Origin of the sequence: Streptomyces sp. NPDC005648 (genome assembly GCF_040605395.1) — a bacterium.
Classification (GTDB): Bacteria; Actinomycetota; Actinomycetes; order Streptomycetales; family Streptomycetaceae; genus Streptomyces.
Genome location: NZ_JBEXCS010000099.1, coordinates 21,173 through 35,733 on the forward strand (window position 1 = coordinate 21,173; position 14,561 = coordinate 35,733).

A 14,561-nucleotide genomic window follows, 5' to 3' on the forward strand; every position below is an offset into this window, starting at 1 on the left:
AGTCCGGCCACGGGCACCTGGGTGTCGCGCGGTGTGGCGTCGGGTCAGCCGAAGAGGTCGGCCAGGGCCTCCAGGTCGACGGGGACCGGCGGGAGGCGGAAGCCCGTGGGCGGCTCGGCCCCGAGGAGGTTGCGGACCAGGAAGTCCCAGCGGCGCTGGGTGACGTAGTGCTCGTAGCCGAAATAGATGTGGTCGGCGTCGGGGACGAGGAGCAGGTCGAAGTCCTTGCCGTGGGCGATCAGGCGCTCGGCGAGCCTCAGCGTCACCGTCGGGGGCACCCGGTCGTCGAGACCGCCGTGGACGAGCAGCAGCTTGCCCTGGAGGCGGTCCGCGTACTCGGCATTGGACAGCTGGGCGTAGGCCGCCGCGTCGAACGGCCCGTGGTAGGCCTCGCCGAGGACCGGTTCCAGGTACCGGAAGTCGTGCATACCGGACTCGGCGACGCCCACCTTGAAGACGTCCGGGTATTTGAGCAGCGCGCGCACGGCGGCGTAGCCGCCCGAGGACATGCCGGTGACGCCCACCCGGTCCAGGTCCATCCACGGCCGGGTGGCGGCCAGTTCGCGCAGCGCCGCGACGTGGTCGGCGAGGCCGCAGGCGTCGCCCAGGTTGCCGTAGGAGGCGTCGTGGAAGGCCTTGTCGCGGCCGGGGGAGCCCTGGCCGTCCACGGCGATGACGACGAATCCGAGGGCGGCGAGCGCCTCCGCGTCGTAGCCGTAGTGCCCGGGGTCGAAGGACGGGCTGACGCGGGGCGCCGTGGGCAGGCCGTAAGGGGTGTCGATGACCGGGTAGCGCCGTGCGGGGTCGAAGCCGTGCGGGAGGTACAGCAGTCCGTGGATGTCGGTCGTGCCGTCGGCCGAGCGGACCTTGAACCGCTCGGGCGCCCGCCAGCCGGTCTCGTGCAGACGGGAGACGTCGGCCTGTTCCAGTTCGACCAGGACCTTGCCCGCCCAGTCCCGGACCGTGGTCACCGGTGCGGTGCCGGTCGTCGAGGCGGAGTCGACGAAGTACTCGGTGTTCGGCGCGAGGGTGGCGACGTGGTCGAGACCGTCGTCGGTGAGCCGGACGAATCCCGAACCGTCCAGGTTCGCCGCGCACACCGTGCGCCGGTACGGGTCCTCCTTCACCAGCCCGGCGACGGTGAAGTAGACGACGCGCTCCTCCTCGTCGAGGTGCAGGATCTCCTGCACCGACCAGGTTCCCGACGTCACCGGGACGATCAGCTCACCGGAGTGCGCGGCGTGCAGGTACAGATGGCCCTGGCCGTCGCGCTGGGAGTACCAGAGCACCTCCTTGCCGCCGCTGAGGACCCTGATCGCGGGAGGCTGCAGCTGCTGCTGTGCGGGCTCCACCCGGGTCCGGCCGGACTCCGTGAGGACGACGCTCACCTCGCCGGAGACCGCGTCGAGCCGGTGGAGGCTCAGCGTGCGGGCGTCACGGCTGCGGCTGAGGTAGTGGGCGGCCGAGCCGTCCGCGGCCCACCAGGCCCACTTCTGGAAGATCGGCGACATCGTCGACATGGCCACCGGCTCGCCCTGCGCGCGGGTGACCGTGCCGGTCCCGATGTCGATCACGACGAACTCGGCCGTCGGTATGTGCTCGTCGCCGGCGACGGCGTAGCGCGGGGAGAGCAAGGAGGGTGCCCCGCCGTCGGCGGGGGCCGAGCGCGGCAGGTGCGCGCGCCGCACGCCCCGCTGGTTCGTGCGGTGGGTCAGCAGCCGGGTCCCGTCCGGCGACCAGGCCACGGCGGGCGGCAGATGGGGCAGCCCGATCTTGCCGAGCAGAGTGGAGTACATGAGGTAGTCCGGGTTGGCGGCGTAGTCCCGGTCCTCGGTGCCGTCGGAGGTGAGCGCCCAGTCGCGGGTGCCGTCCAGGGTGCGGACGCGCAGGTCGTGCCCGGCGCGGTACACCGCGTGCCGGCCGTCGGGGGAGACCACCTCCAGCGGGTTGCCCGGCGCCTGTCCCTCGGTCCGCTCGCACGTGTAGTCGGCCAGCCGGCACCGCCAGTGCTCGCCGAACGCGTCGAACTCCACCTGCCCGTCGCCGGGCCTGATGACGGGGAAGGGCAGCGCGGACGCGTCCACGCTCTGCCCCGACACCTCCGCCAGCGCCGCCGCCAGCCGCTCGTGGTCGAACGCGTCCTGACGGGTGCCCGCCTTCACATCGACGAGGACGAACCGCTTCCCCGCTCCCGTGGAGAGGGAGTACCAGAAGCGCGCGCCGTCCTCAAGCCAGTGCGGCTTGACCCGGTCGCCGAGGACGAGTTCCCTGCGGTGGTGCCGCAGCAGCCGCTCTGCCGTCTGATAGGCCCGCACATCGAGTTGAGTGCCGTGCATCGGTGAGCCCTTTCGTTGGAGTAATTCGCCCATGAGCCGCAGAGGAATCGGGGAGGCGGAGGAGGGGGCGTCTCATCATCGCCACTTCACCCTTTTATTGACCAGCCCGGCCGATGGGTGCCGGGCGTTGTCCTGTCGCCGGGACAGAACACGGTGGACGACATCTCCCGACCCCCGTACCTGGTCAGAGAAAACTGGGAAGTCGGCCCGGATATAGAGGTCGCATAGATCCGGCTGCGACAGTGGCCGGGCGGGACGGAAAGAGACCGGACAGGTTCACAAGTGAACATGCGAATTGAGGTGCTGACGTGAGTGCGCGGAACCCGGACAATGTCGTGATCGTTGGTGGCGGTGTCGCAGGCTGGATGGCCGCCTCGTATCTGAAAGCCGCATTCGGCGACGGGGTCTCGGTCACCCTCCTCGACCCCGGCGCGGCCGACCCCGCGGAGGAGGACGAGGCGAGCCTCGGGGATCTGGGGCGGTTCTTCGACGTCCTCGGTCTCGCGGAGGAGGACTGGATGGCGGCCTGCGAGGCGACGTACAAACTGGCCGTCCGCTTCCAGGGCTTCAGCAGGCCCGACCACTACTTCTACCTCCCCTTCGAGGGGGCCCGGGAGGCCGGCGGGTTCCCGCTGACCGAGTGGTGGCCGCACAACGGTCCGAGCGGACGCTTCGACCGGGACTGCTTCGTCGCCGCGTGGCTGTGCGACGCCGGGCGCAGCCCGCGCGCCTTCCACTCGGCCCTGCCCGGTACCGCGCCGGCGACCGGTCCCTACGGCTATCACTTCAAGGGCGAGGCGCTGGCCGGGTACCTCGCCGGATACGCGGTGGAGCGTGGCGTGCGCCGCCTCACGGGCGAGGTCCTGGAGGTACGGCTGGATCCGCGCGGCTGGATCGACCATGTCGTGACCGCGCAGCACGGGCCCGTCCACGGAGACCTGTTCGTCGACTGCACCGGCTCGGCGGGGCTACTGCTGCGCCAGGCGCTCCGGGTTCCCTGGCTGTCGTACCGGAACTCGCTGCCCGGCGACGCCGTGGTCGCGCTCGACGTGCCCGCGGACATGAAGGCACACGGCATTCCGCCCTACACGACCGTCACCGCGCGGGCCGCGGGCTGGATCCGGGCCGTTCCGCTGCGCAGCCGGATCGTCACCGGTTACGTGTACGCCCAGGAGTACTGCACGCCGCAGGAGGCCGAGAGCACGCTGCGCGAGTTCGCGGGGCCGGAGGCGGCCGGGGCCGAGGCCGTGCACGCCCCGCTGGCCACCGGGCGCAGCCTGACGGCGTGGCGGCACAACTGCGTCGCCGTCGCGGCGGCCGCCGGCCGGGTGGAGCCGCTCCAGACGACGCAGGTGTCCTTCACCCACCACGCGCTGGAACAACTGGTGCGGCACTTCCCGGGCGCCGACTGGCACCCGCGGCTGAGGGAGGGCTACAACACCGCGGTCGCCCAGGAGCTGGACGGGGCCAGGGAGTTCCTCACCCTCCTCTACCAGGGCACGGCGCGTGACCACACGCAGTACTGGCGGGACGTCAAGACCCGCCCGGTGCCGGACGGGCTGGCCGAGCGCATCGAGTACTGGCGGGTGCGGCTGCCCGGCGCCGAGCATCTGCCGCCGTACCAGCACGGGGTGCCGGCGCACGCGTACGCCAGCGTCCTGCTCGGCACGGGGGCCATCGAGGTGCGCCCTCCGGCCGCCGTGGTCCTCGCCGACGAGGCGCTCGCGCGCGCGGAGTTCGCGACGGTGCGGCGGACGGCGCAGGGGCTGGTCGAGGCGCTGCCCACCCAGTACGACTACCTGAGGCGGATCAGTGCCTGACCCGGGGTCCTGGGGCCTTCACGCCGGATCCCGCTGCCGCCCGTCGGGGGTCGTGGCGGGGGCGAGGGGTGCGTAGAGGCCCGGGTCGGCGGTGAGGATGGCGCGGTGGATGCCGCGCAGCAACTGGCCGGGCTCGACGCCGATCTCACGGGCGAGCAGGTGCCTGCCCCGGTCGTAGACGGCCAGGGCCTCGCCCTGCCGGTCGCAGCGGTAGAGCGCCGTCATCAGCTGTGCGCGGAAACGTTCATGCAGGGGGTGGTGGGCGACCAGTCGGGTCAGCTCGGGCAGGAGCCGCGGATGCCGGCCCAGCGCGAGGTCGGCCTCGATCCGGGAGGCCAGGGCGGTGGTGCGGGCCTCCTCCAGCGGCGGTCCCTCGGCGGCGGCCAGATGCTCCGAGACGCCCGCCAGCGCGGGTCCGCGCCACTGGGCGAGCGCGCCCCGCAGCAGGTCGGAGGCCTCCTGGTACTTCCCTTCGGCGAGCGCGGCCTTGCCCTGTCCGGCCAGTTCCCGGAACTCCAGGAGATCGACGAGGGCGCTCCCGGTGCGCAGGTGGTAGCCGTGCGCGCTGCGGGCGATGCATGCCTCGGGGCCGAGCGTGCGGCGCACCCGGGAGACGTGGTTGTAGAGCTGCGCGGTGAGGGTGGCGGGTGGCCGGTCGCCCCACAGGAACCAGCTGAGCCCCGTGTCGGCGACGACCGATCCCTCGGCCAGCAGCAGGGCCGCCAGCACGGTGCGCTGCTTCGCCCCGTCCAGCACCCTCTCCGTCGCGCCGTCCCGCACCCGTACGGGACCCAGAATGCCGTATTCCATCGAAACCCCTGTTCTCTTATAGGGCTGTCCTGTCGCCAGGACAGCATCTGCCGTGGCCGGAACCCAACTGTTCCGTGCGGCACTTGAACTTGCTTGACTCCGGCGCCGCGCAGGGCGGAAGGTATGGGACGTCATACGGGGGTGGATTCAAGGAAAGTCTGCGCGTTTTCCGCGGACCGGTCTTCCAGATCGACTTCCCGTGCAGCCGGTTCCCGTATAGCCGGTTTCCCGTACAAGAAAACCGTGCGAGGAGTAACCCGCAGATGATTCCGTTGAAAATGGAAATCCAGGAACTGGCTCCCGAAAGCCCCTACATATGGCGTGCCAAACGGCTGAAGGCCACCCGCCGGCTGATCTGTTTCCCGCACGCGGGAGCCGGCGCGGCCGCCTATGCGGACTGGGCCGCACTGCTGCCCCCGGACATGGAGCTGGTCGCCGTGCAGCTGCCCGGGCGGCAGAACCGGATCGCCGAGGACCCGTTCACCGAGGTCGGTCCGCTGGTGAACGTGCTCACCCACGCGCTGCGCCCCGTCTTCGACCTGCCGTTCGCGTTCTTCGGGCACTCCGGGGGCGCCACGCTCGCCTTCGAACTGGCCCGCGCACTGCGCGACCGTGGCGCACGGGGACCCGAGCAGCTGTTCCTGTCCGCACAGCCCGCGCCGGGCGCCTCCGCGATACGGCAGCTGCACCAGCTCTCCGACGAGGACTTCCACGCCGAGATCGTCGCGCTGGGCGGCGTCGACGAGGAACTCGTGGAGAACGAGGACGCCATGGAGGCCATGCTCTGGGTCCTGCGGGCCGACTTCACGCTCTGGGAGCGGCACCGCCTGGAACCGGGCACCCCGCTCGACACCCCGATCACCGTGCTGTGCGGCGACGCGGACCCGCGGGCACCGCGCGCCGAGGTCATGCGGTGGCGGGAGCAGACCACCGGCGCGTTCACCGCCGAGTTCCACCCCGGCGGCCACTTCTACTTCATCGAGGACCCCGCCCCCGTGGTCTCCTTCATCGTCGGCCGGATGCCCGCCCCCGCGGCGGCCGGGAGGACCGCATGAGCGCCTTGGACCCGATGGACCAGGACGTCCTGCGAGCCCTGACCGAGGCGGTCGGTGCCGTACCCGGCGTCCACGACGCGGCCGCCGTCGCCCGCAAGGGCGTACGGGCCGCCGCACAGCCGCGCCCGCGCCGCACGGAGCCGGTCGCCGAGCCCGCCGCGGAGTGTCCGTTCGGCCGGGCGGAGCTGCCCGCGGCCGACCTGTACGGCGGCGACGTACACCTGCCCGACGACGCTCCCCGCACCCTGCAGGAGGGGCTGCGCCGGGCGGCCGAACAGGCTCCCGACAAGGGCACGGTGTACATCACTGAGGGCAACGACGACGTCCTGCAGACCTACGCCGAGCTGCTCGACGAGGCCCAGCACGTGCTCGGCGGGCTGCGCGCCGCAGGCCTTCGGCCCGGGGACGCCGCCCTGTTCGTCTTCGGCTCCAACCGCGGCTATCTCACCGCCTTCTGGGCCTCGGTGCTCGGCGGCTTCGTGCCGACCCCGGTGGCCGTGGCCACGACGTACACGACGGAGAACGAGGCCAACCGCAAGCTGCGCGGGGCCTGGCAGCTGCTCGACCGCCCGGTCCTGATCACCGACGCGGCCACCGAGCCCGCCCTGGCAGGGGTGCGAGCGCTCTGGGACCAGCCGGACGTGCGCGTCCTGACCGTCGAGGAGCTCGCCCGGCACGAGGCCGACACCGCGTGGTTCCCGGCGACCCCCGACTCGCCGGTGCTGAACCTGCTCACCTCGGGCAGCACCGGGGTACCCAAGTGCGTCCAGCACACCAACTCCAGCGTGGTGTCCCGGACCTACGCGGTCATCCAGCACTGCGGCCTGACCGCCGACGACATCAGCCTGATCTGGATGCCGTTCGACCACGTCACGGTCGTCTACTACAACGTGCGCGACGTGTTCCTGCAGTGCCTGCACGTCAACGCCAAGATCGATCACTTCCTGTCCGACCCGCTGCTGTGGCTCGACTGGGCCGACCGCTACCGCGTCACCAACACCTGGGCGCCCAACTTCGCCATGGCGCTGGTGAGCGAGCGGGCCGCGGAGATCGCCGGACGCTCCTGGGACCTGACCCGGCTGCGGGACGTCGTCAACGCCGGCGAGCCGGTGGTCGCTGCGACCAGCGGGCGGTTCCTGGAACTCCTCGCCCCGTACGGGCTGCCCGCCGACGCGATGGTCCCCTGCTGGGGCATGTCCGAGACCTGCTCGGGTGTCACCTACACCCGCCAGAGCCGCGAGGACCACACCGCGGGCACCGTCGCCATCGACCCGGCCTCGCTCGGCTCGACCATCCGCCACCTCGACCCCGCGGACCGGGACGCCGTCGTCCTGACCCGGGTCGGCCGCCCGATCCCCGGAGTGCGCCTGCGCGTCGTCGACGACGCCGGGCGGGTCCTGCCCGAAGGCCGCATGGGCGAGCTGCGCATCACCGGCCCCACGATCATGGCCGGGTACTTCCGCAACGAGGAGGCCAACCGGGAGGGGTTCGACGAGCAGGGCTGGTTCCGCACCGGGGACCTGGCCTTCGTCCACGAGGGCGAGGTCGTCATCGCGGGACGCAAGAAGGACCAGATCATCGTCCGCGGCACCAACTACATGGCGCACGAGCTGGAGAGCGTCGTCGAGCGTGTCGACGGCGTACGGGTCACCTTCTCGGCCGCGGTGGGCGTCCGCGAGCCCGGCGCCTCGACCGACCAACTGGTCGTCTTCTACGTACCGAAGAGCTGGGAGGCCGCCGCGCTGGCCCGCACCGGCGAACAGGTGCGCGCCGTCCTGGTCCGCGAGTCGGGGATCGCACCGGATGTGATCGTCCCGGTCACCGAGGCGGAGTTCCCGAAGACCGCGAACGGCAAGATCCAACGGCCCGCGCTGGTCGCCCGGTTCAAGGCCGGTGCCTTCGCCGACCGGGTGTCCGCCCCCGCGGACGACGAGGAGCCGCAGGAGGACACCTGGCTCTTCGCCCGGCAGTGGGCGCCGCTCGCCGAACCCCACGCCGGGGCCGCGGACGCCCGCACGACCGAGGCCCCCGGGGTGTGCCTGGTGCTCGCCGCCGACGACGACATCGACCGCCTCGGCATCGACGTGACGGCCGTCACCGTCCGCAGGGGCGAGGAGTTCACGGAGCAGTCGCCGTACCGCTTCCGCGTTCCGGCGACCGACCGCGAGGCGGTGCGCCGCCTGCTGTCGACGGTGACCGCCCTCCACGGCGGCCTCTCCTCCGTCGTGTTCGCGCTGCCGCTGTCGCTCACGGGCGGGCCCGAGGAACGGCTGGCCACCGCCACAGCCGAGCTGACCGCGCTCGTCGCGGCGCTCGCCGACGGCGAGTTCGGCCACCCGCAACTGCTGGTGGTCACCCGGGGCGCGGTGCACGCGCACGAGGGCGACCGCATCGACCTGGGCGTCTGCGCCCTGACCGGCCTGGTGCGCACCGCCGTCGGTGAAGCCGCCCCGCTGCCCGTGCGTCTGCTCGACCTGCCGGCCGACACCGCCGGCTGGGCGTCCGCCCTGCGCGCCGAACTCGCCGACCCCGGCCGTACGGGCATCGTCGCCGCACGCGGCGGCGAGCGCCGGCAGCCGAGGCTCGTCCCTGTCGCCCGGGAGACCGCAGAGGTCACCGGCCCGCCGGTGACCGCGGGCGGGCTCTACCTGATCACGGGCGGACTCGGCGGCATCGCCCACGACATCGCCGCCTGTCTGATCGCCTCGTACGGCATCCGCCTGCTGCTCGTGGGCCGCTCACCCGCCGACGGCGCCAAAGCCGCCCGGCTCGCCGAACTGCGGGCACTCGGGCCGGCCGACTCGGTCGTCCACGAGCAGGTGGACGTCGCCGACGCGGACGCGCTGGAGAAGGCGATCGGCGCGGCGGAAGAGCGCTGGGGACGTCCGCTGGACGGCGTTCTGCACCTGGCGGCAGCCGACCCGACCGGGCAGTGGGCCGACCTGGAACGGCACACGATCGCCCGCGAGAGCGCCGAGACCTACGCGGAGCAGTACCGCGCCAAGGTCACCGGGACGCTGGCCGTGGCCCGGGCACTGGAGACCCGGCCGCAGGCGTCGCTCGTGCTGTTCGGGTCGGTCAACGGCGAGTTCGGCGGCCATTCGTTCGGCGCCTACTCCGCCGCCAACAGCTTCCTGCCCGGCTTCACCGACCACTGGCACCACGAGCGCCGTCGGCCGGTGCACTGCCTGGCATGGTCCCTGTGGACCGGGGTCGGCATGAACCGCGGCCAGTCGACGGCCGCGGCCGAGAACCGCGGCTTCCGGGCGATCGCCCCGGAGACCGGCCTCAGGCTGTTCCTCGACGCGCTGACCCTGCCCGACCCGTACCTGGTGATCGGCCTCGACGCGGACAACCCGCACATCGTCGAGGAACTCGCCGCCCGACAACTGCGGGTCAGCGAGCTCCTGATCGCCTACGTCGCCGAGGGCGTCGCCGGCGACGACGTCCGCACCGCCGTCGCCGCATGCGCGGCGGACTTCCCGGTGCCGGTGCGCCTCGCCGAGGTCCCGCGCATACCGCGGGACGCCTTCGGCGGCGTGGACACGGCCCAACTGCTGAGGGACACGGCGCCCCGCAGGCCGGGCCGCCGCCACAGCCCGCCCCGGACCGAACTGGAGATCCGGCTCGCCCATGTCTGGGCCGAGGCACTGGGCCGCGCACAGGTGGGCCGGGACGAGTCCTTCTTCGAGCTCGGCGGCAACTCGCTGCGGGCCACCCGGCTGCTCGCGCTGACCGACCGGAAGCTCGGCGTCCGGGTGAGCACGCAGGAGCTGTACGAGAACCCGACCGTGGCGGGCATGGCCGTGACGATCGACCGGCACCGGGTCGGCTGACCGGCCCATCCGGCGGCCCGCCACCGCACACCACGCCACGTCTGCGCAGGACGACCGACCGAGGAGTAGACCCCACATGACGACCTTGTCCTTCGCGCAGCGGCGCCTGTGGTTCATCGACCGCTTCGAGGGGCCGTCGGCGACGTACAACATCCCCTTCCTGCTGCGCCTGACCGGCCGGCTGGACGTGGACGCGCTGGCGTCGGCCCTGCGTGACGTGGTGATCCGGCACGAGAGTCTGCGCACGGTCTTCGTCGTCGACGACGGCGTGCCCGCGCAGCATGTCGTACCCGCCGGGGAACTGCGCCTCGACCTCCCCCTGATCGAGGCCTCCCCCGACGAGACGGACGCCCTGGTGGCGCGGGCGGTCGCCCACCACTTCGACCTGTCCTCCCAGATCCCCGTGCGCACCACCCTGATCCGCACGGGGCGCGAGGAGCACACCCTCGTCCTCAACATCCACCACATCGCGGCCGACGGCGAGTCGATGGTGCCGCTCACCCGGGACCTGGCCCTGGCGTACGAGGCCCGTCTGGAGTCCCGGGAACCCGACTGGGAGGAACTGCCGGTCCAGTACCGGGACTACACGCTGTGGCAGCGCGAGATGCTGGGCGACGAGGACGACCCCGACAGCCCGCTCGCCGTCCAGCTGGAGTACTGGCGAGGTGAACTCGCCGGGTCCCCCGACCAGTTGCAGCTGCCCTTCGACCGGCCGCGGCCCGCGGTCATCAATCACCGTGGCGACATGGTCGACTTCCCCGTCCCGCGGGAGCTGGCCGAGGCGGCCGAGCGGATCGCCGCCGCGCACGGCGCGAGCACGCCCATGGTGATGCAGACCGCCCTCGCGGTGCTGCTGCACCACCTGGGCGCGGGCGAGGACATACCCATCGGCGCCACCATCGCCGGACGCGTGGACGAGGCCCTGCTCGACCTGGTGGGCTTCTTCGTCAACACCTGGGTGCTGCGCGCGGACCTGTCCGGTGCTCCGTCGTTCCGGGAGGTGCTGGGCCGGGTCCGGGACCGTGCGCTGGCGGCGTACGACAACCAGGACGCGCCGTTCGAGCGGCTGGTGGAGGTCCTCAACCCGGAGCGTTCCACCGCCTACCACCCGCTGTTCCAGGTGATGTTCACCTGGCAGAGCAACGACCGCATCGACCTCGGCCTTCCCGGCGTGCACGGCCGCCTGGAGGCCGTCCCCACGCACACCGCGAAGTTCGACCTCGAGTTCAACTTCGCCGTCGACCCCGCCGACGGCGGCATGCGGTGCGTCGTCGAGTACGCGACCGATCTGTTCGACCGTGTCACGGTGGAGAACATCGGGGCCCGCTTCGTACAGCTCCTGGACACCTTCCTCGCCGAACCCGACCGGCCGATCCGTGCGACGGACGCCCTGCTGCCCGGCGAGCGCGAGCGGCTGGCGAGGTTCGCCGGGCAGGCGGCGCACACGCCCGCGCTCACCATCCCGGAACTGTTCGAGCAGCAGCTCACCGTGGACCCCGACGCGCCGGCGGTGGAGTGCGGTGCGGTGCGGCTGACGTATCGGGAGCTGGACGAGCGGGCCAACCGGCTGGCCCGTGCCCTGGTCGGGCGGGGTGTGGGCCGGGAGTCGGTGGTGGGTCTGGCGTTGCCGCGCTCGGCGGACCTGGTGGTCGCCCTGCTGGGCATCATGAAGTCCGGCGGCGCCTACCTGCCCATCGACCCGCGCTACCCCGGTGGACGCCTGAGCACGGTCCTCTCCCAGGCCCGCCCGGCGATGCTGCTGACCGACGCCGCGACGGCACCCACGCTTCCCGGGCACGACGTCCCCGTGGTTCTCCTCGACGACCTGGACCTCGACGTCGGCGACCCCAGCCCCCTCGTGGTGGACCTGCACCCCGACAACCTCGCCTATGTGATGTACACCTCCGGCTCCACCGGCGTCCCCAAGGGCGTGTCGATCACCCACCACGGGGTGGTCAACGGCGTGCTGCGGCTGGCCAGCGTGGTCGGAGTGGGCCGCGACTCGCGGATGCTGGCGGGTACTTCCATCAACTTCGATGTGTCGGTGTTCGAGGTGATGACGGCGCTGACGAGTGGTGGCGTGGTCGAAGTGGTGCGGGATGTGCTGGAGTTGGCGGAGCGGGAGAGCTGGCGGGGGAGTGTCGTCAGTTCGGTGCCGTCGGTGTTCTCCGAGATGCTGGACCAGATCGTCGGCAGGGTCGCCGTGGACACGTTGGTGTTCGCGGGTGAGGCGTTGCCCGGTTCGCTGGTGGAGCGGGCGCGCGCTGCCTTCCCGGGTGTGCGCATCGTCAACGGCTACGGCCAGACCGAGAGTTTCTACGCCGGTACGTTCACCGTCGAGGCGGCACAGGACTGGGACGCCACGCGCAGCGTGCCGATCGGCGAGCCCTTGCGCAACATGCGCGCCTACGTACTCGGCGAGAGCCTGCGGCCGGTGCCGCCCGGTGTCGTGGGCGAGCTGTACGTCGCTGGCGTCGTCGGGCGCGGCTACTACGACCGCCCCGGCCTGACGGCGGAGCGGTTCGTGCCGGATCCGTTCGGGCCGGCGGGTGCGCGGATGTACCGGACCGGGGACCTGGTGCGGTGGGACCGCGAGGGCCGGCTGGAGTACGTGGGCCGGGGTGACTCCCAGGTCAAGATCCGGGGTCTGCGGATCGAGCCGGGTGAGGTGGAGGCGGCCCTGACCGCCCACCCCGGCGTCGCCCAGGCCGCCGTCACCGTCCACGACAGCGGACGCTCCAAGCAGCTCGTCGGCTATGTGGTGCCGGTCGGCGTCGTCGGGACGGACCTTGGCGCCGCCGAGAGCATCGGCGACCTGCACGTCGACCTCACGGCAGGTGTCTCCGTACCCGAGCTGCGCCGGTTCGCGTCCGGACGGCTGCCGGAGTACATGGTGCCGTCGGCGTTCGTGGTGCTGGACCGGCTGCCCCTGGCCCCGAACGGCAAGCTCGACCGCGCGGCACTGCCCAAGCCGGTCTTCCGGGGCGAGAAGTACCGGGAGCCGTCCTCCGAGGCGGAGAAGGTGCTCGCGGCGGTGTTCGCCGAGGTGCTGGGCGCGGACCGGGTGGGTGTGGACGACGACTTCTTCGCGGTGGGCGGGGACAGCATCCGTTCCATCCAGGTCGTCTCACGGGCGCGGGCACGGGGTGTGGAGGTCACCCCGCGGGAGATCTTCCAGCACCGGACGGTGGCCGGACTCGCGACGCTGGCCGCCGGACGCGGCGCCGCCACGGAGGCCCTGGAGGAGTTGGAGGGGGGAGGTGCCGGGTTCCAGCCGTTGCTGCCGATCAGCCGGTATCTGCTGGAACTGGGCGGTGGATACGGCCGGTTCAGCATGTCTTCGGTGGCGGAGCTGCCGCTGGGGATCGACGAGGCCGGGCTGACCGCGACCGTCGAGGCGGTGTGGGAGCGGCACGATGTGCTGCGTTCGCGGCTGGTTGCGGACGGCATGGTGGTGTCCGGGCCGGGCTCGGTGGACGTAGCGGACCTGATTCATCGGGTGGAGTGCGACGGTATCTGGGACGAGGCCTGGACGGCGGCGGCGAGGGCCGAACTCGACGCCGCGACGGGCTTGTTGGATCCGGCCGCCGGTGTGATGGGTCGGTTGGTGTGGTTCGACGCGGGGGCGGATGTCCCGGGCCGGCTGATCGTGGTGCTGCATCACCTGGTGGTGGACGGGGTGTCGTGGCGCGTCCTGCTGCCGGATCTGGCGGCGGCGTGGAAGGACGTCCGCGACGGCCGTACGCCCGAACTGCCCGCGGTGGGTACGTCGGTGCGGCGCTGGGCGCACGCCCTGGTCGAGGAGGCGTCCTCGCCTGAGCGGGTGGGGGAGCTGGAGCTGTGGCGGTCCGTCGTCGAAGGACCCGACCCCCTGCTGGGCACGCGGGCGCTGGACGCGACCGTCGACACCATCTCCACGCAGGAGTACGTGTGGCTGCGGGTGCCCACCTCGGTCACCCGTGCCCTGATCACCGATGTGCCGGCGGCGTTCCGTGCGGGTGTCAACGATGGTCTGCTGGCTGCGTTGGCAGTGGCGGTCGCGCGGTGGCGTCAGGGCCGGGGTGTGGCGGAGTCGTCGCTGCTGGTGCGGCTGGAGGGCCACGGCCGTGAGGAAGGGGTGGTGCCGGGCGCCGATCTGTCCCGCACCATCGGCTGGTTCACGAGCATGTTCCCGGTGCGTCTGGACGTCGGTGACACCGACCTCGACGACGCGCTGGCCGGTGGTTCGGCGGCCGGCTCGGTGGTCAAGGCCGTCAAGGAGCAGGTGCTGCGCATCCCGGACAAGGGGATGGGCTACGGCCTGCTGCGCTACCTGAATGAAGAGACGGCGGCGCTGCTCGCCTCTCAGCCGAGCGGGCAGATCGCCTTCAACTACCTCGGTCACTTCACCGCGGCCGACATGCCGGAGGAGTTGCGCGGGCTGGGCTTCCACCAGGCGCCAGGTGCGGGTGAGTTGATCGCCACGCCGGACGCCGACATGCCGGTGATGTCCACCCTGGAGATCAACGCGCTCGTCGACCACTCCGGCGAGCTGACCGCCCGTATCGGCTTCCCGGGCGGCGTGCTCGGGCGGGCGGACGTCGAGGAACTGGCACTGCTCTGGCAGACCGCCCTGGAGGGTCTGGCGCGTCATGTCGGGCGGCCGGGTGCGGGTGGTCTGACCCCCTCGGACGTGCCGCTGGTCACGGTCGGTCAGGCCGAGCT

Annotated in this window: 6 protein-coding genes; 4 read left to right on the forward strand and 2 right to left on the reverse strand. The window is 72.1% G+C overall.

Annotation, left to right across the window (positions count from 1 at the left end; genetic code table 11):
• Positions 1–44: 44 nt before the first annotated feature.
• Positions 45–2,336: a DPP IV N-terminal domain-containing protein gene (locus ABZT17_RS37475; protein WP_356355934.1), complete on the reverse strand. Its 2,292-nt coding sequence runs from the start codon at positions 2,334–2,336 to the stop codon at positions 45–47.
• Positions 2,337–2,644: 308 nt separating this feature from the next.
• On the opposite strand from ABZT17_RS37475, the gene ABZT17_RS37480 reads away from it, so the two are divergent.
• Positions 2,645–4,156: a tryptophan 7-halogenase gene (locus ABZT17_RS37480; RefSeq protein WP_356355936.1), complete on the forward strand. Its 1,512-nt coding sequence runs from the start codon at positions 2,645–2,647 to the stop codon at positions 4,154–4,156.
• 18 nt (positions 4,157–4,174) lie between these two features.
• Here the strand turns inward: ABZT17_RS37480 and ABZT17_RS37485 are convergent, their stop codons facing one another.
• Positions 4,175–4,966: an AfsR/SARP family transcriptional regulator gene (locus tag ABZT17_RS37485; protein ID WP_356355938.1), complete on the reverse strand. Its 792-nt coding sequence runs from the start codon at positions 4,964–4,966 to the stop codon at positions 4,175–4,177.
• 263 nt (positions 4,967–5,229) lie between these two features.
• Between ABZT17_RS37485 and ABZT17_RS37490 the strand changes: the two genes are divergently transcribed.
• The 3 genes from ABZT17_RS37490 to ABZT17_RS37500 form a co-directional block, all read left to right on the forward strand.
• A complete protein-coding gene (locus tag ABZT17_RS37490; protein ID WP_356355940.1) occupies positions 5,230–6,021 on the forward strand; it encodes an alpha/beta fold hydrolase in 792 nt (263 codons plus the stop codon).
• Positions 6,018–9,857 carry an SDR family NAD(P)-dependent oxidoreductase gene (locus ABZT17_RS37495; RefSeq protein ID WP_356355941.1) on the forward strand — a complete coding sequence of 1,280 codons (3,840 nt, stop codon included), beginning with the start codon at positions 6,018–6,020 and terminating at the stop codon, positions 9,855–9,857. The genes ABZT17_RS37490 and ABZT17_RS37495 overlap by 4 nt, the downstream gene beginning before the upstream one ends.
• A 76-nt stretch (positions 9,858–9,933) precedes the next feature.
• Positions 9,934–14,561 (forward strand): amino acid adenylation domain-containing protein (locus ABZT17_RS37500; RefSeq protein WP_356355943.1); only part of this gene is annotated, 4,628 nt, incomplete at its 3' end.